At 71.5% G+C, this 17,307-nt stretch carries 18 protein-coding genes; 10 read left to right on the forward strand and 8 right to left on the reverse strand.

The annotated features are described in order from the left end of the window. The first annotated feature begins 37 nt into the window (after positions 1-37). The 4 genes from ACGFW5_RS13480 (at position 38) to ACGFW5_RS13495 (ending at position 5,043) form a co-directional block, all read left to right on the forward strand. Complete coding sequence (locus ACGFW5_RS13480) at positions 38-1,342, forward strand: hypothetical protein (protein WP_393834351.1); 1,305 nt, start codon at positions 38-40, stop codon at positions 1,340-1,342. A 538-nt stretch (positions 1,343-1,880) separates the two neighbouring features. Beyond that, complete coding sequence (locus tag ACGFW5_RS13485; protein WP_393834352.1) at positions 1,881-2,654, forward strand: SDR family oxidoreductase; 774 nt, start codon at positions 1,881-1,883, stop codon at positions 2,652-2,654. Further along, positions 2,651-4,303, forward strand: a complete 1,653-nt coding sequence (locus ACGFW5_RS13490; RefSeq protein ID WP_393834353.1) for a class I adenylate-forming enzyme family protein — start codon at positions 2,651-2,653, stop codon at positions 4,301-4,303. The genes ACGFW5_RS13485 and ACGFW5_RS13490 overlap by 4 nt, the downstream gene beginning before the upstream one ends. A 143-nt stretch (positions 4,304-4,446) precedes the next feature. Further along, the gene (locus ACGFW5_RS13495) at positions 4,447-5,043 is read left to right on the forward strand and encodes a TetR/AcrR family transcriptional regulator (protein ID WP_393834354.1); all 597 of its coding nucleotides are present in this window, start codon (positions 4,447-4,449) and stop codon (positions 5,041-5,043) included. 12 nt (positions 5,044-5,055) lie between these two features. Here ACGFW5_RS13495 and ACGFW5_RS13500 read toward each other — a convergent pair whose 3' ends face one another. The 6 genes from ACGFW5_RS13500 to ACGFW5_RS13525 all read right to left on the reverse strand — a co-directional run bounded on the left by ACGFW5_RS13500 (position 5,056) and on the right by ACGFW5_RS13525 (position 9,863). Continuing rightward, positions 5,056-6,270 carry an acyl-CoA dehydrogenase family protein gene (locus tag ACGFW5_RS13500; RefSeq protein ID WP_393834355.1) on the reverse strand — a complete coding sequence of 405 codons (1,215 nt, stop codon included), beginning with the start codon at positions 6,268-6,270 and terminating at the stop codon, positions 5,056-5,058. Between the two features lie 9 nt (positions 6,271-6,279). Then, positions 6,280-7,302 carry a phosphotransferase family protein gene (locus ACGFW5_RS13505; RefSeq protein WP_393834356.1) on the reverse strand — a complete coding sequence of 341 codons (1,023 nt, stop codon included), beginning with the start codon at positions 7,300-7,302 and terminating at the stop codon, positions 6,280-6,282. Between the two features lie 141 nt (positions 7,303-7,443). Further along, complete coding sequence (locus tag ACGFW5_RS13510) at positions 7,444-7,764, reverse strand: DUF202 domain-containing protein (RefSeq protein WP_393834357.1); 321 nt, start codon at positions 7,762-7,764, stop codon at positions 7,444-7,446. A 161-nt stretch (positions 7,765-7,925) separates the two neighbouring features. Beyond that, positions 7,926-8,318: a YidH family protein gene (locus tag ACGFW5_RS13515; RefSeq protein ID WP_393834358.1), complete on the reverse strand. Its 393-nt coding sequence runs from the start codon at positions 8,316-8,318 to the stop codon at positions 7,926-7,928. Between the two features lie 92 nt (positions 8,319-8,410). Further along, entirely contained in the window at positions 8,411-8,914 is a 504-nt protein-coding gene (locus tag ACGFW5_RS13520) for an NUDIX hydrolase (RefSeq protein ID WP_393834359.1), read from the reverse strand. A 52-nt stretch (positions 8,915-8,966) separates the two neighbouring features. Next, positions 8,967-9,863, reverse strand: coding sequence for a DMT family transporter (locus ACGFW5_RS13525; RefSeq protein WP_393834360.1), 897 nt, complete (start codon positions 9,861-9,863; stop codon positions 8,967-8,969). A 166-nt stretch (positions 9,864-10,029) separates the two neighbouring features. On the opposite strand from ACGFW5_RS13525, the gene ACGFW5_RS13530 reads away from it, so the two are divergent. From ACGFW5_RS13530 to ACGFW5_RS13550, 5 genes are all read left to right on the forward strand, one after another. Next, positions 10,030-11,685: an FAD-binding dehydrogenase gene (locus ACGFW5_RS13530; RefSeq protein ID WP_393834361.1), complete on the forward strand. Its 1,656-nt coding sequence runs from the start codon at positions 10,030-10,032 to the stop codon at positions 11,683-11,685. 136 nt (positions 11,686-11,821) lie between these two features. Next, positions 11,822-12,199, forward strand: a complete 378-nt coding sequence (locus tag ACGFW5_RS13535) for an SCO0607 family lipoprotein (protein ID WP_393834362.1) — start codon at positions 11,822-11,824, stop codon at positions 12,197-12,199. Positions 12,200-12,211: 12 nt separating this feature from the next. Further along, positions 12,212-12,883: a formylglycine-generating enzyme family protein gene (locus ACGFW5_RS13540; RefSeq protein ID WP_393834363.1), complete on the forward strand. Its 672-nt coding sequence runs from the start codon at positions 12,212-12,214 to the stop codon at positions 12,881-12,883. 133 nt (positions 12,884-13,016) lie between these two features. Further along, positions 13,017-13,748: a molybdopterin-dependent oxidoreductase gene (locus ACGFW5_RS13545; protein WP_393834364.1), complete on the forward strand. Its 732-nt coding sequence runs from the start codon at positions 13,017-13,019 to the stop codon at positions 13,746-13,748. Next, the gene (locus ACGFW5_RS13550; RefSeq protein WP_393834365.1) at positions 13,690-14,388 is read left to right on the forward strand and encodes a cytochrome b/b6 domain-containing protein; all 699 of its coding nucleotides are present in this window, start codon (positions 13,690-13,692) and stop codon (positions 14,386-14,388) included. The genes ACGFW5_RS13545 and ACGFW5_RS13550 overlap by 59 nt, the downstream gene beginning before the upstream one ends. On the opposite strand, the gene ACGFW5_RS13555 is transcribed toward ACGFW5_RS13550, so the two are convergent. Next, positions 14,374-15,780 carry a gluconate:H+ symporter gene (locus ACGFW5_RS13555; protein WP_393834366.1) on the reverse strand — a complete coding sequence of 469 codons (1,407 nt, stop codon included), beginning with the start codon at positions 15,778-15,780 and terminating at the stop codon, positions 14,374-14,376. The genes ACGFW5_RS13550 and ACGFW5_RS13555 overlap by 15 nt on opposite strands. Positions 15,781-15,792: 12 nt before the next feature. Next, a complete protein-coding gene (locus ACGFW5_RS13560; protein ID WP_393834367.1) occupies positions 15,793-16,302 on the reverse strand; it encodes a gluconokinase in 510 nt (169 codons plus the stop codon). A gap of 138 nt (positions 16,303-16,440) precedes the next feature. On the opposite strand from ACGFW5_RS13560, the gene ACGFW5_RS13565 reads away from it, so the two are divergent. Next, complete coding sequence (locus ACGFW5_RS13565) at positions 16,441-17,142, forward strand: FadR/GntR family transcriptional regulator (protein WP_393834368.1); 702 nt, start codon at positions 16,441-16,443, stop codon at positions 17,140-17,142. The last annotated feature ends 165 nt before the right edge of the window (positions 17,143-17,307 follow it).

Here is a 17,307-nt window from a genome sequence, read left to right on the forward strand (position 1 = left end):
GGGCAACCTCTGGGGTGAGCTGCGGGTCTGGACCGGCATGAGAAGTCACCTGACGATTTTGGCGGCCACCGCACTGCTGACCCTGAGCGCGATGGGCTCGGCACACGCGGACGGCCAACCCACTGGCGAGCAACTGAAGTTCGGATGGGTCGATCTGCCCAAGGACAGTCAGCACGGCGTCGTCCAGCACGGCCGGTTCGCCCTCACCAACAAGGGCGAGCACGCGGTCGACGGAGTCATCCTGGAATTCAAGACCACGCGCGGCATCGAGTTGCCACAGCGTTTCTCCAACTGTGAGTACAGCACCCTCCAGGAGGATGCAAGCAAGATCCAGTTCATCCACAACAGCGTGCTCTGCTTCGTGCCCGGCACCTATGAGCCCGGTGCGTCCTACGACGTGGCGCCGAAGATCGACATGGTGGGCGGCGACGTCGCGTACAAGGAGTGGTTCCAGACCGCTGCCTACGCCGATACGCCGGCCACGCGGGCACGGTTGCGCGGGGAAAAGCCGGGAGCCAAGGGGACCGGGCCCGCGTTGAAGCTGGAGCAGCTGCCCAAGGGTGAGCCCGCGCCTCAGGTGGACTCGGACGACGACTTCCGCTATCCCAATACGGCCGATCTGTCGGTCAAGGGCGCGCAGGTCGAGGGCGCGGCCGGAGCGCACGTAACGGCGGCCCTGGAAATGAACAACCTCGGGCCCGCTTGGGTGAGTGAGCTGTGGGAGTTCAGCCCCATCGCCTATGTCGACATCGACTTCCCCGATGGAGTCAAGGTCATCAAGGCGCCGAAGGGCTGCTGGGTGGCGCACAAGGAACAGGACGAGGACCACCCGAACGCCCCCGTGGAGGCGGCCGGTGTCGACTACCGGTGCATGACCGGAGCGTTCGTCCTGGAGCACGAGAAGGTCAGCTACCCCTTCGAGCTCCAACTCGGCTCACACCCGGGCACGGGCAAGGGCTCCATCACCGTGCTCAGCAAAATGATGTCGGGCTTCGACCACAAGCCGCAGGACGACCGGGCCGAGATCGTCGTCAAGACCAAGGGCGGGAACGCGACCACCGGTGGCAGCGGCGGCGCCGGGTCGACGGGCGGGACGACTGCGTCGGGTGCCTCCGGCTCGGCGGGGACGTCGGGCTCCTCCGGCACGTCCGGCTCGACGTCGGCCGGGACGACCGCGGGCGGATCCACGGCCGGCACCACCTCGGGCGGCACGGCGACGTCCGCCTCCGCGCAGGGCGGAAGCCTGGCTTCGACCGGTTCGTCGGCCGCGCTGGCCGGAGCCGGCGCACTGTCCCTGCTCGCCGCGGGCACGCTCGTACGGCGGGCCGTACGCCGCCGGTAGAAGCCGGTTCCGGAGCCACCCCGCACGATGGTCGGCGCGCCGACAGGGCCCTCGACGCCCGTCCCCCGCTGGATCACGCCACCGTGGCCCACGGGCCCGGGGCGCCCAACCCCGCACGGCCCGGGGTGGCCAACCCTGGCAGGGGCGCGCGGAACGGCGCGCCCGGCCCCGCACGGCCCGGGGTGGCCAACCCTGGAGGGGCGCGGGGAACTGCGCGAGAAGCGGGCACGGTCCGCAGCCGAAAGGGGGCCAGGGGCGCGGGGAACTGCGCGAGAAGCGGGCACGGTCCGCAGCCGAAAGGGTGTCAGGGGCGCGGGGAACGGCGCGAGCAACCCCGCACGGTCCAAGGTGCACCACGGAGTGAGAGGCGCGGGGAACGGCGCAAGCAACCCCGCACGGTCCAAGGTGCACCACGGAGTGAGAGGCGCGGCTGCCTGGCAAAGTGGGGGGTCACGGGCAAGGGGGCCGGGGGTTCCCCCCGGACATACCGACCGGTTAGTCTGCCGGGGTATCCGGCACGCAGAGAGGCGGGTCCCCCATGAGCACGGCACAGTCGGCCCACGGCACCGCGGTGGTGGTCACCGGCGCGGGCGGCGGCATCGGAGCCGCCCTCGCCCGCAGATTCGCCGCCGAAGGCGCCCGCGTGGTCGTCAACGACCTGGACGCCGACAAGGCCCGCAGGACCGCCGAGGAGATCGGCGCCATCGCCGTGCCGGGCGACGCGTCCACCGTCGTCGACGCCGCCCGCGACGCGCTCGGCGGCCGCATCGACGTCTACTGCGCCAACGCGGGCCTGGGCTCGGCCGGTTCGGAGGCCGCCCCCGAGGACGTGTGGGCCGCGGCCTGGGACGTCAACGTGATGGCCCACGTCCGCGCGGCCCGCGAGCTGCTGCCCGACTGGCTGGAGCGCGGCAGCGGACGCTTCGTCTCCACCGTCTCCGCCGCCGGCCTGCTCACCATGATCGGCGCGGCCCCGTACAGCGTCACCAAGCACGGCGCGCTCGCCTTCGCCGAATGGCTCTCGCTCACCTACCGCCACCGCGGCGTCCAGGTCCACGCGATCTGCCCGCAGGGAGTGCGTACCGACATGCTGGCCGCCACCGGCTCGGCCGGCGACCTCGTGCTCAAGCCCACCGCGATCGAGCCCGACGAGGTCGCCGACGCGCTGTTCGCCGCGATGGCCGAGGACCGGTTCCTCGTGCTGCCCCACCCGGAGGTGGCCGACTACTACACCGCTCGCGCCGCCACCCCGGACCGCTGGCTGACCAGCATGAATCACCTTCAGCAGAAGTGGGAGGCGGACGCCAGGTGACCTCGATCTACGCGGCCAAGCCGTGGCTCGCCCAGCTCAGCGCCGAGCAGCGGGCAGACATCAGCCCGCCCGCGACGGTGCTGCACTCCTTCCGCGCCGCCGTCGCCCGCGCCCCCGAACGCACCGCCCTGGCCTACTTCGACGGCCGTCTCAGCTATCGCGAGGTCGATGAGCTGTCCGATTCCGTGGGCGGTCACCTCGCCGCGCGCGGTGTGGCCCGCGGCGACCGCGTCGCGCTGATGCTCCAGAACACCCCGCACTTCGTGATCGCCCTGCTCGGCGCGTGGAAGGCAGGCGCCACCGTCGTGCCGCTCAACCCGATGTACAAGTCGGGCGAGGTCACGCACGTCCTGCACGACGCCGACGTCAGCGCGCTGATCTGCTCGGACCGCGCCTGGGAGAGCTATCTGCGGGACACCGCGGCCGGCTCCCCCGTCCGCGTCGCGCTCACCGCATGCGAGCGCGACCTCCAGACCCGCGACGACGAACGCGTCCTCGGCTTCGAGCGGCTGCCCGCGCCCACCGACACCGACGACCTCGTCACCGTCGCACGGCAGGGAATCCGCGCCCCCCTGGACCGGGAACTCTCCGGCGACGACACGGCGTTGATCAGTTACACCTCCGGCACCAGCGGCACCCCCAAGGGCGCGATGAACACCCATCGCGGCATCGCCTACCAGGCGGAGCGGCAGCGCACCGGACACCCGATAGCGGAAGGCTCGGGCTACTTCGCGCTCGCGCCGCTCTTCCACATCACCGGCATGGTCTGCCAGCTCGCGACCTGCGTCGCCAACGCGGGCACCCTGATCCTGACCTACCGCTTCCACCCGGGCGTCGTCCTCGACGCGTTCGCCGCACACCGCCCCGCCTACACGGTCGGCCCCTCCACGGCGTTCATGGCGCTCGCCGCCACCCCGGGCGTCACCCGCGACCACTTCGCCTCGTTCCAGCTCATCTCCTCGGGCGGCGCCCCGCTGCCGCCCGCGCTGGTGGAGCAGTTCCGCGCGGGGTTCGGGCCGTACATCCGCAACGGCTACGGCCTGACCGAGTGCACCGCTCCCTGCGCCTCGGTGCCGCCCGAGAAGGAGGCGCCCGTCGACCCGGTCTCCGGCACGCTCTCGGTCGGCGTGCCCGGTCCCGAGACGGTCGTACGGATCGTCGACCTCGCGGGCGACGAGGTGCCCTTCGGCGAGCAGGGCGAGATCGTGGTGCGCGGACCGCAGGTGGTGCCCGGCTACTGGCGCCGCCCCGACGCCACCGCCGAAGCCTTCCCCGACGGCGAACTGCGCACCGGCGACATCGGCTTCATGGACCGCGACGGCTGGCTCTACGTGGTCGACCGCATGAAGGACATGATCAACGCGTCCGGGTTCAAGGTCTGGCCGCGCGAGGTCGAGGACGTCCTGTACACCCACCCCGCCGTGCGCGAGGCCGCCGTCGTCGGCATCCCCGACGCCTACCGGGGCGAGAGCGTCAAGGCGTACGTCAGTCTGCGCCCCGGCGCAATGACCGGCCCCGCCGAGCTCGCCGCGTACTGCAAGGAACGGCTCGCCGCCTACAAGTACCCGCGCGAGGTGGAGATCCTGACGGAGCTTCCCAAGACCACGAGTGGGAAGATCCTCAGGCGGGAACTGCGCACCCAGGCGTAGGGCCTCTCGTTTGGATCGGGCCGGGCCCGCGGGCCCGGCCCCCGGACACGAGTTCCGGACCGGCGCGGCACGACCGGTGCCGCACGACATGCACACAGCGCGGGGTACGACCCTTCGCGCACGTATTCAGAAAGGTGGCGGCGATGGCCAAGGCGACGGACACGAGCGGCACCACCCCCGTCCCCCAGCGGCTGCTCGCCGCCGCCACCCGGCTGTTCGCGGAGAACGGCTACGACCGCACCTCCGTGCAGGAGATCGTCGAAGCGGCGGGCGTCACCAAGGGCGCGCTCTACCACTACTTCGGCTCGAAGGAGGACCTTCTCCAGGAGGTGTACGCGCGCGTGCTGCGCCTCCAGCAGGAGCGGCTTGACGCGTTCGCGGGCGCCGACGCGCCGATCGAGCAGCGGCTGCGCGAGGCCGCCGCCGACGTGGTGGTGACCACCATCGACAACCTCGACGACGCGGCGATCTTCTTCCGTTCGATGCATCACCTGAGCCCGGAGAAGAACAAGCAGGTCCGTGCCGAGCGCCGCCGCTACCACGAACGGTTCCGCGCGCTCATCGAAGAGGGTCAGAACGCCGGCGTGTTCTCCACGGCCACCCCGGCCGACCTGGTGGTGGACTACCACTTCGGTTCCGTCCACCACCTTTCCACCTGGTACCGGCCGGGCGGCCCGCTCACCCAGCAGCAGGTCGCCGACCATCTGGCCGACCTGCTGCTGCGCGCACTGCGCCCCTGAACCGGCCCCTCGCTACAGGTACTTCTTCAGCTCGCGGCGGGCCAGCGAGCGCTGGTGCACCTCGTCCGGACCGTCCGCGAGCCGCAACGTCCTTGCCGCGGCCCACAGTTCGGCCAGCGGGAAGTCCTGGCTCACGCCGCCCGCACCGTGCAGCTGGACCGCGCGGTCGATGATGTCGACCACGGTGCGCGGGGTCGCGATCTTGATGGCCTGGATCTCGGTGTGGGCCCCGCGGTTGCCCACGGTGTCCATCAGCCAGGCCGTCTTCAGGACGAGCAGGCGCAGCTGCTCGACCGCGACCCGGGCGTCCGCGATCCACTCCTGCACCACGCCCTGTTGTGCGATCGGCTTGCCGAACGCCGTACGGGACACCGCCCTTCGGCACATCAGCTCGATCGCCCGCTCGGCCATGCCGATCAGCCGCATGCAGTGGTGGATCCGGCCGGGCCCGAGCCGGGCCTGCGCGATGGCGAAGCCGCCGCCCTCCTCACCGACGAGGTTGCTCGCGGGGACCCGGGCCCCGTGGAAGACGACCTCGGCGTGGCCTCCGTGGGAGTGGTCCTCATAGCCGTACACCTGCATGGCGCGGCGGATCTCGACGCCCGGGGTGTCGCGCGGGACCAGGATCATCGACTGCTGGCGGCGCACATCGGCGTTGGCGGGGTCGGTCTTGCCCATCACGATGAAGATCTTGCAGTCCGGGTTCATGGCCCCGGAGATGTACCACTTGCGGCCGGTGACGACGTAACCGTCGCCGTCCCGCTCGATGCGCGTCTCGATGTTGGTGGCGTCGGATGAGGCGACCTCGGGCTCGGTCATCGCGAACGCCGAGCGGATCTCCCCGGCGAGCAGCGGCTCAAGCCACTGCTTCTTCTGCTCGTCCGTGCCGAACTGCGCAAGCACCTCCATGTTCCCGGTGTCGGGGGCCGCGCAGTTGAGGGCGGTGGGCGCCAAGTGCGGGGAACGGCCGGTGATTTCGGCGAGCGGCGCGTACTGGAGGTTGGTGAGGCCGGCTCCGTACTCCGCGTCGGGCAGGAACAGGTTCCACAGGCCCTGCCGGCGCGCCTCGGCCTTCAGGTCCTCCACCACCCGCGGGGTGTCCCACGGCGATGCGAGCAGGGCGTGCTGCTCGTGCGCGACGGCCTCTGCGGGGTGGACGTACTCCTCCATGAAGGCGAGGAGCCTGGTCCGCAGTTCTTCGGTGCGGGCGTCGAATGCGAAGTCCATGGCGGGGGTTCAGCCTTCCTGAAGGGTGGTGAGACCGTGCTCGATGAAGACGGGGACCAGCTCGCCGATGCGGTCGAACCCCGCGCCCACGGTCTGGCCGAGGGTGTAGCGGTAGTGGATGCCTTCGAGGATCACGGCGAGCTTGAACCAGGCGAACGCCGTGTACCAGGAGATGGCGCAGGTGTCGCGCCCGGAGCGGGCCGCATAGCGCTCGATCAGCTCGGCGGGGGAGGGGTGGCCGGCGGCGCCTGCCGTGGTGGAGACCGGCGAGTGCGGCAGGTCCAGCTTCGCGCTGTACATCACGAGGAGCCCGAGGTCGGTCAGCGGGTCGCCGAGGGTGGACATCTCCCAGTCGAGGACCGCGTTGATCCGGTCGTCGTCGCCGATCAGGACGTTGTCGAGACGGTAATCGCCGTGCACGACGGTCGGCGCGGGGGAGGCCGGCAGCTCGCGGCCGAGGGCGGCGTGCAGCTCGTCGATCCCGGCGAGTTCCCGGTTGCGTGAGGCGTCGAGCTGTTTGCCCCAGCGGCGCAGCTGTCGGTCGAGGAAGCCCTCGGGTCGCCCGAAGTCGCCGAGACCGACCGATGCGGGGTCCACGGCGTGCAGGTCGACGAGCGTGTCCACCAGCGAGAGCACGGCCGCCCTCGTCCGCTCCAGGCCGAGCGGCGCGAGCTGTTCGGCGGTGCGGTAGGGCGTGCCCGCCACGTACTCCATGACGTAGAACGGCGAGCCGAGCACCGACTCGTCCTCGCAGAGCAGCACCGGCTCGGGCACCGGCACGGCCGTCGGGTGCAGGGCCCTGATGACCCGGTGCTCGCGCCTCATGTCGTGCGCGGTGGCGAGCACATGGCCGAGCGGGGGACGCCGTACGACCCACTGCCCGGCCCCGTCGGTGACGACATACGTCAGGTTCGACCGGCCGCCCTCGATCAGACGGGCCCTGAGCGGTCCGCTCACCAAACCTGGCCGCACGCGGTCGAGGTGCGCCCGCAGCTGCTCCGGATCGAGGCCTGGCGGGGGGACTGCGCTCATGGTCGGCACCTCCACAGCGGGGTCGGTCATCATGTCCCGGCATACGCTACCGACCAGTCGGTATGTCGTCCAGGGCGGCCCGCGAATTGTGGTGTGGCAGAAGGGTGGGCCGGGCGCGACGGCCCGAGCCGGGGTGTGCGCTCAGAACAGCACGGCGACCGCGAAGCAGGCCAGGGCCACCACGCAGCCGGCCGCGGCGACCGCGGCGCGCACGCCGAGGACACCCGGGCGCGCGGCGCCGCTCAGGGCGTGGATGCGGCGGTGTGCCACGACGAGAAATCCCAGCCATGCCAGTGCGCTGAGCGTCACGGCGGCGAACGCGGCCGGTGAACTCCCGTGCCGCAGCGTCTGCTTGGCGGCCAGCACGGCCGCGACCGTGCACGAAAGCGTCGTACGCCGCCAGGCGAGCCGGGTCCGCTCGGGCTGGAGCCCGGGATCCCGGAAGGGGGCGGGCGGGGTCACCGGCGGGCCCCCGGGTTCTGGGTGTGGCCGCGCTGGGTCATCGGCGGCCCCCCGGGTTCGTGGTCTGGCCGCGCGGGGTCATCGGCGGCCCCCCAGGTCCGTGGCGTGACCGCGCCTCGGTGTCAGTGGCCACCCGGGTCCGCGGCTCGGACGCGCGGCCATCAGCCGGCCCAGCCGAGTACGACGACCACCACCATCACCACGGCGACCACGGCCACGGCGAGGCTCAGCAGGGTGGGGAACCGCGACACGGGCAGGTCCTCGCCGCGCCGCATGGCCCGCTCGCACCGCACCCAGTGGTTCACCGCCCGCAGCGCACAGAGGACCCCCGCGGCGAGCAGCGCGAGCGCGAGGGCGACCCGGATGCCCCGGCGCAGGTCCGGCAGGAACTGGTCGACCGCGAAACCGCCTCCGACCAGCGCGAGCGACGTCCTGATCCAGGCCAGGAAGGTGCGCTCGTTGGCGAGCGAGAAGCGGTAGTCGGGGGTCTCGCCCTCCTCGCCGATGCGCTGGGGCGCGAACCACAGACGCAGGGTCTGCACGATCGTGATCACTCGCCGCACCCTACCCGGCGCTCCCTCAGGACGGCCCGAGCCCCCGGGGGCTCTCCGACGGACCAGGGCCGGGGGCGACCCTGCTCCACCCGTCACCCCTGGGCGCGCAGCCGCCGCCACGCCGCGAGCCCGTCCGGCACCCACTCCCACACCCCGATCCGGTCTTCGAGCTCGGTGAGCGGCAGGAAGTCGTGCCAGGCGACCTCCTCCACCTGCGGCCGTACGGGCAGCTCGCACCGCACCTCGTACACGGCCGACCACCAGCTCTGCTCGCCGTTCTCGTAGAGGAAGGTGAACAGCGGCGTGGGGCGTGGCAGTCCCGAGACGCCCAGCTCCTCCTCGGCCTCGCGCAGTGCCGCGTCGTCGTACGACTCGCCCGCGCCGACCACCCCGCCCACGAACATGTCGTACAGGGAGGGGAAGACGAGCTTGTCCGGGGTGCGGCGGTGCACGAAGATCCGGCCCGCCGCGTCCCGGACCAGGATGAACACACAGCGGTGGCGCAGGTTCCGCGCGTACACATCGGCCCGCCGGGCCTGCCCGGTCACGGTGTCGTGCTCGTCCACGACGTCCAGGATCTCGTCAGCCGGATTCATGGGTCCATGAAATCACCGCCCCCTCACCGCCTGCCCCCGGGCCCGCAACGGCTCAGTGCGGCTGGAGGTCGCGGGCCTCTTCCGGTGAGGCCGTGCCCGACGGCATCGCGGGATGCAGCCCGAGCAGTACGATCCCCGCCACGATCGCCGCGAGCCCGGACGCCTCCCAGGCCAGCGCGCCCGTGTCGGTACGCAGCCGGTCGCCGAGGAAGCCGACCGCGCAGGCGATCCCCGCGAGCGGCTGGGCCGCCGTCAGGGCGGGCAGCGACATCCGCAGCGGGGCCGTCTCGAAGGCGCTCTGCACCAGGACGAGGCCCGTGACCCCGAGCGCGATCACCGCGTACGGCTGCCAGCTGGTCATCAGCTCCGGCCAGCCGCCGCGGGAGAGCCGCTGACCGCTGATCCGGGTCAGCGCGTCCTGAAGTCCGTACAGCATGCCCGCGGCGACGGCCAGCAGCACCGGCGCCGCCACACTGAGCCGGGCGTGCTTGGCGAGCGCCGCGAGCAGCAGCGCGACGCCGACCACGATGCCCACGATCAGCCAGTGCCGCAGCACGCCCGCGACCGCGACACCGCCCTGGGGCTGGCCCGCCACGATGAACGCGGTCACCCCACCTGCCAGCAGTGCGAGCCCCGCCCAGCCCTGGCGGCCCAGCGGCTGATGCGTCCAGAGCCTGGACAGCCACATCGCGAAGAACAGATTGGTCGCCACCAGCGGTTCGACGAGCGACACCTCGCCCCAGCCCAGCGCGAGGGCGCTGAGCACCATGCCGGCCACCATCAGGCCGATGCCGGCCAGCCAGCGCGGCATCCGCACCAGGTCGAGCAGCAGCCTCGGGGAGAGGAAGTCGCTCAGCGGGGCGTGCTGCGCCGCGTTCTGCTGCAGCACGAAGCCCGAGCCCAGACAACACGCTGCGCTCACGGCGAGGACGAGGACCAGGACCGACACGACGTACACCTCAAGTACGGCCGGGGGGCGCTGCCTTGGCCGACGATAGCGCTCCTGGGCGATGGATGCCCGTCGGGTGCCCGCAGTCGGGCGGTTGACGCCGGGTGGGCGCCCGCCGAAGATCTGACCCACGGGTAACGTGGCGGACGAGCGGAGTGAGCGGCCGATGGCGTACGACGCCGATGTGATCGTGGTCGGGGCGGGGCTCGCGGGCCTGGTGGCCACCGCCGAGCTGGCGGACGCAGGCAAGAAGGTGATCCTGCTGGACCAGGAACCCGAGCAGTCGATCGGCGGCCAGGCCCACTGGTCCTTCGGCGGGCTTTTCCTGGTGGACTCGCCCGAGCAGCGCCGTATGCGGATCAAGGACAGCCGGGCGCTGGCGCTCCAGGACTGGCACGGGACGGCGGGCTTCGACCGGGCGGAGGACCACTGGCCGCGCCGGTGGGCCGAGGCATACGTCGACTTCGCGTCCGGCGAGAAGCGGGCCTGGCTGCACGCCCAGGGCGTCCGGTTCTTCCCCGTGGTCGGCTGGGCCGAACGGGGTGGCTACGACGCCACCGGGCACGGCAACTCCGTGCCCCGCTTCCACATCACCTGGGGCACCGGGCCCGGCATCGTCGCGCCGTTCGAGCGCAGGGTGCGGGAAGCGGCCGCGCGGGGCCTCGTCCGGTTCGCGTTCCGCCACCGGGTGACGGGGCTCGGCCGCAGTGCGGGAGCCGTCGACACCGTGACCGGCGAGATCCTGGCGCCGTCCGACGCCGAGCGCGGGACCGCGTCGAGCCGTACCGTCACCGGCTCCTTCGAGCTGACGGCGCAGGCCGTGATCGTGACCAGCGGCGGCATCGGCGGCAACCACGACCTGGTACGGGCCCAGTGGCCGCAGCGCCTCGGCACCCCGCCCGAGCACCTGCTGTCCGGCGTGCCCGCCCATGTGGACGGCCTCATGCTCGGCATCACCGAACAGGCCGGCGCCCACCACATCAACCGCGACCGGATGTGGCACTACACCGAGGGCATCCAGAACTGGAACCCCATCTGGGCCAGGCACGGCATCCGCATCCTGCCCGGCCCCTCCTCGCTCTGGCTCGACGCGCGCGGCAACCGGCTGCCGGTCCCGCTCTTCCCCGGCTTCGACACCCTCGGCACCCTCGACCACATCATGAAGACCGGGTACGGCCACACCTGGTTCGTGCTCGACCAGAAGATCATCGGCAAGGAGTTCGCCCTGTCGGGCTCCGAGCAGAATCCCGACCTGACCGGCAAGTCGATACGCGGTGTCATCGGGCGGGCGCGGGCCGACGTGCCCGCCCCGGTCAGGGCGTTCATGGACCACGGCGCCGACTTCGTCGTGGAGAAGGACCTCGCCTCGCTGGTGCGCGGCATGAACGCGCTCACCGACGAACCCCTCATCGACGAGGCCGCGCTGCGCCGCGAGATCACGGCCCGCGACCGCGAGATCGCCAACCCGTTCACCAAGGACCTCCAGGTCACCGCCATCCGGGGAGCGCGCAACTACCTCGGCGACAAGCTCATCCGCACCGCGCCCCCGCACCGCATCCTCGACCCGAAGGCCGGCCCTTTGATCGCGGTCAAGCTGCACATCCTGACCCGCAAGTCGCTCGGCGGCCTGGAGACCGACCTGTCCTCGCGTGTCCTCATGGCGGGCGGCGAGCCCCTGCCGGGCGTGTACGCGGCGGGGGAGGCGGCCGGGTTCGGCGGCGGAGGCGTACACGGCTACCGCTCCCTGGAAGGCACCTTCCTCGGCGGCTGCATCTTCTCGGGCCGGGCGGCGGGCCGGGCGGCGGCGAAGGCGGTCTCGTAGGCCGGCCGAGCTTGCGCTCCGGCCCCGCCTCGGCCGCGCCTTGCCCGACCGGAGGATCCGGCCGTGTCCGGGCACTGGAGCGACCGCCGGGCCGGTCAGGTGATCAGGGCCGCTTCATGCCGCCATTCTGGGCAGGGTGGTGGATACGAGCCGTCCGACCACTCACCTGGAGTTCACCGTGCGCCAGCTCCTTTCGTCTCTGCTTGCCCGCGAGGCCCGCTTCGGCGGTGTGCGACGGAGGCAGGTGCCGGTGTGGTTGACGGCCTCGGCGGCTGTCGCCCTCGCCGTCCCGGGGTGCTCGTCGCAGGACGCGATCTGTGGAGGCGGGGAGTACCCGGTCGTGACCGTCGGATCGACGGGCCGCGCCTGCGTCGACGCCGACCAGGGCCCGCCCAAGGGCTACGTCCGCTATCCCAAGGGCAAGGTCCCTCAGCACGTGGACGACACGTGGGACCGGTACTGGCGGAGCCACACCGTCGATGGGAACGGGAAGATCACCGGGGTGCCTCGTTAGGATCTCGTGATCATGGACGTGATGACGGGGAACGAGATGGTCGCCATACCGCCGGGGCGGGTGACGCTGTCGGACCGGCGGACGCAGCGCAGTTGGCCGGTCGAGCTCGCGGGCTACCGGCTCGCGGCGTCCCCCGTCACCCAGGCGTTGTACGCGGAGATCACCGGCGAGCGCCCGAGCGCCACCCCCGGGGACCTGCTGCCCGTCGAGTGCGTCTCGTGGTGGGACGCGGTGCGGTTCTGCAACGCCCTGTCCCGGCGTGCCGGGTTCACCCCCGCCTACCACTTCGGTGCCGAGGCCGAAGGCATCCAATGGGACACCTGCGCCGACGGCTACCGCCTGCCCACCGAAGCCGAGTGGGAACACGCCTGCCGCGCCGGTACCGAAGGACCGCGGTATGGGGAACTGGACGAGATCGGCTGGTTCCGTGACAATTCGCACGAGCGCATCCACGAGGTGGGCGGCAAACGAGCCAACTCCTGGGGGCTCCACGACATGCTCGGCAACGTCTGGGACTGGTGCTGGGACGTCTACGACGCCGAGGTCTACGGCGCCTACCGGGTACTCCGTGGCGGCGGCTGGTTCGACGAGCACTGGAGCTGCCGGGCCTCCGCACGGCGCCGCAGCCACCCGACGTTCCAGGTCGACGACGTGGGCTTCCGCGTCGCGCGCTCCCTGGTGTGAGGCCCCTTCGTCGCCCCGTCCGCTCTGGGCACCCCCGCCCCGGGCCGTGCGTCGGCTGGGTGGAATCTGACGGAACGGTGACGTACGGCCCCGACCCCTGGCAGGACCGGCCCGCGGGTGTTCGAATCATCGGGTGAGATCAGAACCAACCCCGCCGCCCCCGCGCGGCACACCCGTCGGGCGGCGGCTCGTGCTCGGCATGCTGGGACTCGGCGTGGCCGGGGTCGCCTCCGCGCGCTACGTCCAGGGCGGCCTCGAAGCCTTCCTCGGCGCCGCCGCCGACAAGGACCCCACCGGGCTCACCGGTCTGCTGCCCAACGGCGGCGGCTTCCGCTACTACTCGGTGACCTCGTCGGTGCCGGACAGGAGCGCCGCCGACTACCGGCTCACCGTCGACGGCCTGGTCACCAAGCCGTCGACGTACACGCTCGACGCGCTGCGCGCGCTGCCGCAGACCCGGCTCGTGCGCGATGTGCAGTGCGTGACCGGGTGGCGGGTTCCCGGCACCCCTTTCGCCGGGGTCCAGCTGTCCCGGCTCCTCGACGCGGCGGGGGTCCGGCCGGGCGCCGGGGCGGTCCGCTTCACCTGCTTCGACGGCGCGTACAGCGAGAGCCTGACCCTCGAACAGGCGCGCCGCGACGATGTGCTGATCGCCCTGAGCATGCAGGACAAGCCGGTCAGCCACGTGCACGGCGGCCCCGTCCGGCTGTACGTGGCGCCCATGTACTTCTACAAATCGGCGAAATGGCTGTCCGGGATCACCGTGACACAGAAGGTCGAGCGGGGATTCTGGGAGGAGCGAGGCTATGACACCGACGCCTGGGTCGGCCGGTCCAATGGACGCGAAGACACCCCCACCACCTGAACTCCCTTACGCCGTACGGAGGTTCACGCCAGCGGTGCGCTGGGTGCACCGGACCACGGCCTGGCTGATGGGCGCCTGCGTGGTGACCGCGGCGATCCTGTACATCCCGCAGTTCGCCGAGGCGGTCGGACGCCGCGAACTGGTGGTGCAGGTGCACGAGATCTGCGGTGTGCTGCTGCCCGTGCCGGCCCTCGCCGGCCTCGCGTCGCGCGCCTTCCGGGCGGACCTCGGCCGGCTCAACCGCTTCCACCCGTACGACCGCACCTGGCTGCGCAGCGCGCTGCGCCGGGTCCGCGAGCCGCGGCCGGCGGGCAAGTTCAACGCCGGACAGAAGGTGTACGGGGGCTGGATCGCGGGCGCCGCGCTCGTGATGCTCGGCACCGGCCTTGTCATGTGGTTCACCCACCTCGCGCCCATCGAGGTGCGGATCGGGTCCACGTTCGTCCACGACTGGCTGTCGCTGGCCATCGGCATCGTCGTCGCCGGGCATGTGTGGATGGCGTTCGGCGACCCGGAGGCACGCCGTGGCATGCGCACCGGGTCGGTCGCGCGGCGGTGGGCCGAGCGTGAACACCCCCTGTGGGAGCCGGAGTCGGACGAAGAGCCGGACCGGCGCCGGGGCGAGCTAGACGACCAGTGACAGCAGGAGCACGAAGCCGAGTGCCACCACGGAGATGATCGTCTCCATCACCGACCAGGTCTTGACCGTCTGGCCGACGTTCATCCCGAAGTACTCCTTCACCAGCCAGAACCCGGCGTCGTTGACATGGCTGAAGAAGAGCGAACCGGCGCCGACGGCAAGCACCAGCAGGGCCGTGTGCGCGGTCGACATGTCGGCCGCCAGCGGTGCCACCAGACCCGCGGCGGAGATCGTCGCCACGGTCGCGGAGCCCGTCGCGAGCCGGATCGCCACCGCGATCAGCCAGGCAAGGAGCAGCGAGGGGATCGCCCAGTCCTTGGAGAAGTCCAGGATCATCTGCCCGACGCCCACGTCGATCAGTGTCTGCTTGAATCCGCCGCCCGCGCCCACGATCAGCAGGACGCCGGCGATCGGCGCGAGGGACTTCTCGACGGTCGTCGAGATCCGCTCCTTGGTGAACCCGGCCGCCCGGCCCAGCGTGAAGATGCCGACGAGGACGGCCGCGAGCAGGGCGATCAGCGGTGAGCCGATGACGTCGGTGACCCGCTGGAGGTGGTTCTTGGGGTCGTCGACCGCGATGTCGACGAGCGCCTTGGCCAGCATCAGGACGACCGGAAGCAGCACCGTGGCGAGGGTCGCGCCGAAGCCGGGTCGCTTCTCCAGGTCCTCCGAGGGCCGGGTGGGGACCATCTTGTCCGGGGCCGGGATGTCGACCCAGCGGGCGGCGTACTTCGAGAACACCGGGCCCGCGATGATCACGGTCGGCACGGCGACGACGACACCGAGCGCGAGCGTCACCCCGAGGTTGGCGCCGATCGCGTCGATGGCGACCAGCGGCCCCGGGTGCGGCGGGATGAGCCCGTGCATCACGGACAGGCCGGCCAGCGCGGGAATGCCGATCCGCATCAGCGAGTAGTTGCCGCGCTTGGCGACGAGGAGCACCACGGGGATCAGCAGCACGATGCCGACCTCGAAGAACAGCGGAAGCCCGATGATCGCGGAGATGGCCACCATCGCCCAGGGCATCGCGCGCCCGCCGGACTTCCCGGCTTTGGCCAGGATCGTGTCGACGATCTGGTCCGCGCCGCCGGAGTCGGCGAGCAGCTTGCCGAGGATCGCGCCGAGCGCGATCAGCACGCCCACCCCGGCGACCGTGCTGCCGAGCCCGGAGCTGAAGCTGGTGATGGCCTTGTCGAGCGGGGCGCCCGCGAAGGCGCCGAGCGCGAGCGAGCCGATGGTCAGAGCCAGGAAGGCGTGCAGCTTGAACCTGGTGATGAGCAGGACGATGACGGCGATGCCCGCGAGTACGGCAATGCCCAGCTGGGTGTTGCCGGCCGAGGTGATCGGCTGCGTGGCGTCCGCTGCCAGGAACTCGACGCTGAGTCTGGTCACGGTGGGGATTCCTTAGATGGTGAGCGGGCGCAGCGCGGCGGCGGCCCGCTCCGCGATGTCCTCGGGGGTGCCGGACACGTCGACGGCGACGCCCGCCTCGTCCCGGCCGAGCGGCTGAAGGGTGGCGAACTGCGAGTCGAGCAGCGCGGTCGGCATGAAATGGCCCCTGCGCTCGGTCATCCGCCGCTCGATGAGCGCGCGGTCGCCGGTCAGGTGCAGGAAGACGATCCCCGGGGCCGCCGCCCGCAGCCGGTCGCGGTAGCTCCGCTTGAGCGCCGAGCTGCTGACGACGCCGCCGAGCCCGGCACGTTCGTGGGCCCACGCGCCGATGGCGTCGAGCCAGGGCCACCGGTCCGCGTCGTCCAGGGCGATGCCCGCGGACATCTTGGCGACGTTGGCCGCGGGGTGGAAGTCGTCGCCCTCGGCGTAGGGGACGCCGAGCCGTGCCGCCACCAGCGGTCCGATGGTGGTCTTGCCGGTCCCGGCAACGCCCATCACCACGATGGTCAGGGGGGATCTCATGCGGGTGGTGCCTCGCTGTCCTCATCGACATCGATGTCCGTCGCGCACACTCAAACCCATTAGGTACGACATATTCAAGAGTCCGTGATGTAAAAGTCATACTTTTAAGCGCCCAAAGGGCACCCGTAGGCTTGGCCCATGACGACTGGGGCCCGGGGCCTTCACACGCATGTGCTCGACAGCCTGGGCCTGGCCATCACCGCGGGGGAGTACCCCCCGGGCAGCGTGCTGCGCACCGATGAGCTCGCCCAGCGCTTCGACGTCTCGCGCACCGTGGTCCGCGAAGTGGTGCGGGTCCTCGAATCCATGTATCTGGTCGAGTCCCGGCGCCGGGTCGGGGTGACCGTGCAGCCGGCCGAGCGGTGGAACGTGTACGACCCGCAGGTCATCCGGTGGCGGCTGGCCGGCGCCGACCGGCCGCGCCAGCTGCGCTCCCTGACCGTGCTGCGCTCAGCCGTCGAACCCGCCGCCGCCGGACTCGCCGCGCTGCACGCCACCCCCGAGCAGTGCGCCGCCCTCACCGAGCAGGCCCTCGGTATGGTCGCCACATCGCGCGGGCGCCGGCTTGAGGCGTACCTCGTGCACGACGTCGCCTTCCACCGGATCGTGCTCAACGCCTCCGGCAACGAGATGTTCGCCCGGCTCGGCGACGTCGTGGCCGAGGTCCTCACCGGCCGCACCCACCACCATGTGATGTTCCCCGACCCCGATCCGGCGGCCGTCACTTTGCATGTGCGGGTGGCCGAAGCCGTGCGCGCACGCGACGCGGCACAGGCCGAGCGGCTGACCCGCGAGATCGCGGTCGGCGCCCTCCAGGAGCTGGACGTCCTCGCACCCTAGGTACCCTGAGCAACAAAAAGGCTCACCGGATACCTTTCGGTTACCTCAGAAACACCTCAAATCTGCCCGTACGTGACATTGGCCACTGCCAAACTGTGCCGACAGCCGGGAGTATGGGCCGCCGATCCCGTGCCAAGGTGACGACCTGCATCACCGCCACGACCG

This window comes from Streptomyces sp. NPDC048416, assembly GCF_043200435.1.
GTDB lineage: Bacteria > Actinomycetota > Actinomycetes > Streptomycetales > Streptomycetaceae > Streptomyces.

Coding starts and splice junctions, on each gene's coding strand:
- ACGFW5_RS13480 (WP_393834351.1), top strand. CDS start 38: ATGAGAAGTCACCTGACGATTTTGGCGGCCACCGCACTGCTGACCCTG.
- ACGFW5_RS13485 (WP_393834352.1), top strand. CDS start 1,881: ATGAGCACGGCACAGTCGGCCCACGGCACCGCGGTGGTGGTCACCGGC.
- ACGFW5_RS13495 (WP_393834354.1), top strand. CDS start 4,447: ATGGCCAAGGCGACGGACACGAGCGGCACCACCCCCGTCCCCCAGCGG.
- ACGFW5_RS13500 (WP_393834355.1), bottom strand. CDS start 6,270: ATGGACTTCGCATTCGACGCCCGCACCGAAGAACTGCGGACCAGGCTC.
- ACGFW5_RS13505 (WP_393834356.1), bottom strand. CDS start 7,302: ATGAGCGCAGTCCCCCCGCCAGGCCTCGATCCGGAGCAGCTGCGGGCG.
- ACGFW5_RS13520 (WP_393834359.1), bottom strand. CDS start 8,914: ATGAATCCGGCTGACGAGATCCTGGACGTCGTGGACGAGCACGACACC.
- ACGFW5_RS13530 (WP_393834361.1), top strand. CDS start 10,030: ATGGCGTACGACGCCGATGTGATCGTGGTCGGGGCGGGGCTCGCGGGC.
- ACGFW5_RS13540 (WP_393834363.1), top strand. CDS start 12,212: ATGGACGTGATGACGGGGAACGAGATGGTCGCCATACCGCCGGGGCGG.
- ACGFW5_RS13550 (WP_393834365.1), top strand. CDS start 13,690: ATGACACCGACGCCTGGGTCGGCCGGTCCAATGGACGCGAAGACACCC.
- ACGFW5_RS13560 (WP_393834367.1), bottom strand. CDS start 16,302: ATGAGATCCCCCCTGACCATCGTGGTGATGGGCGTTGCCGGGACCGGC.
- ACGFW5_RS13565 (WP_393834368.1), top strand. CDS start 16,441: ATGACGACTGGGGCCCGGGGCCTTCACACGCATGTGCTCGACAGCCTG.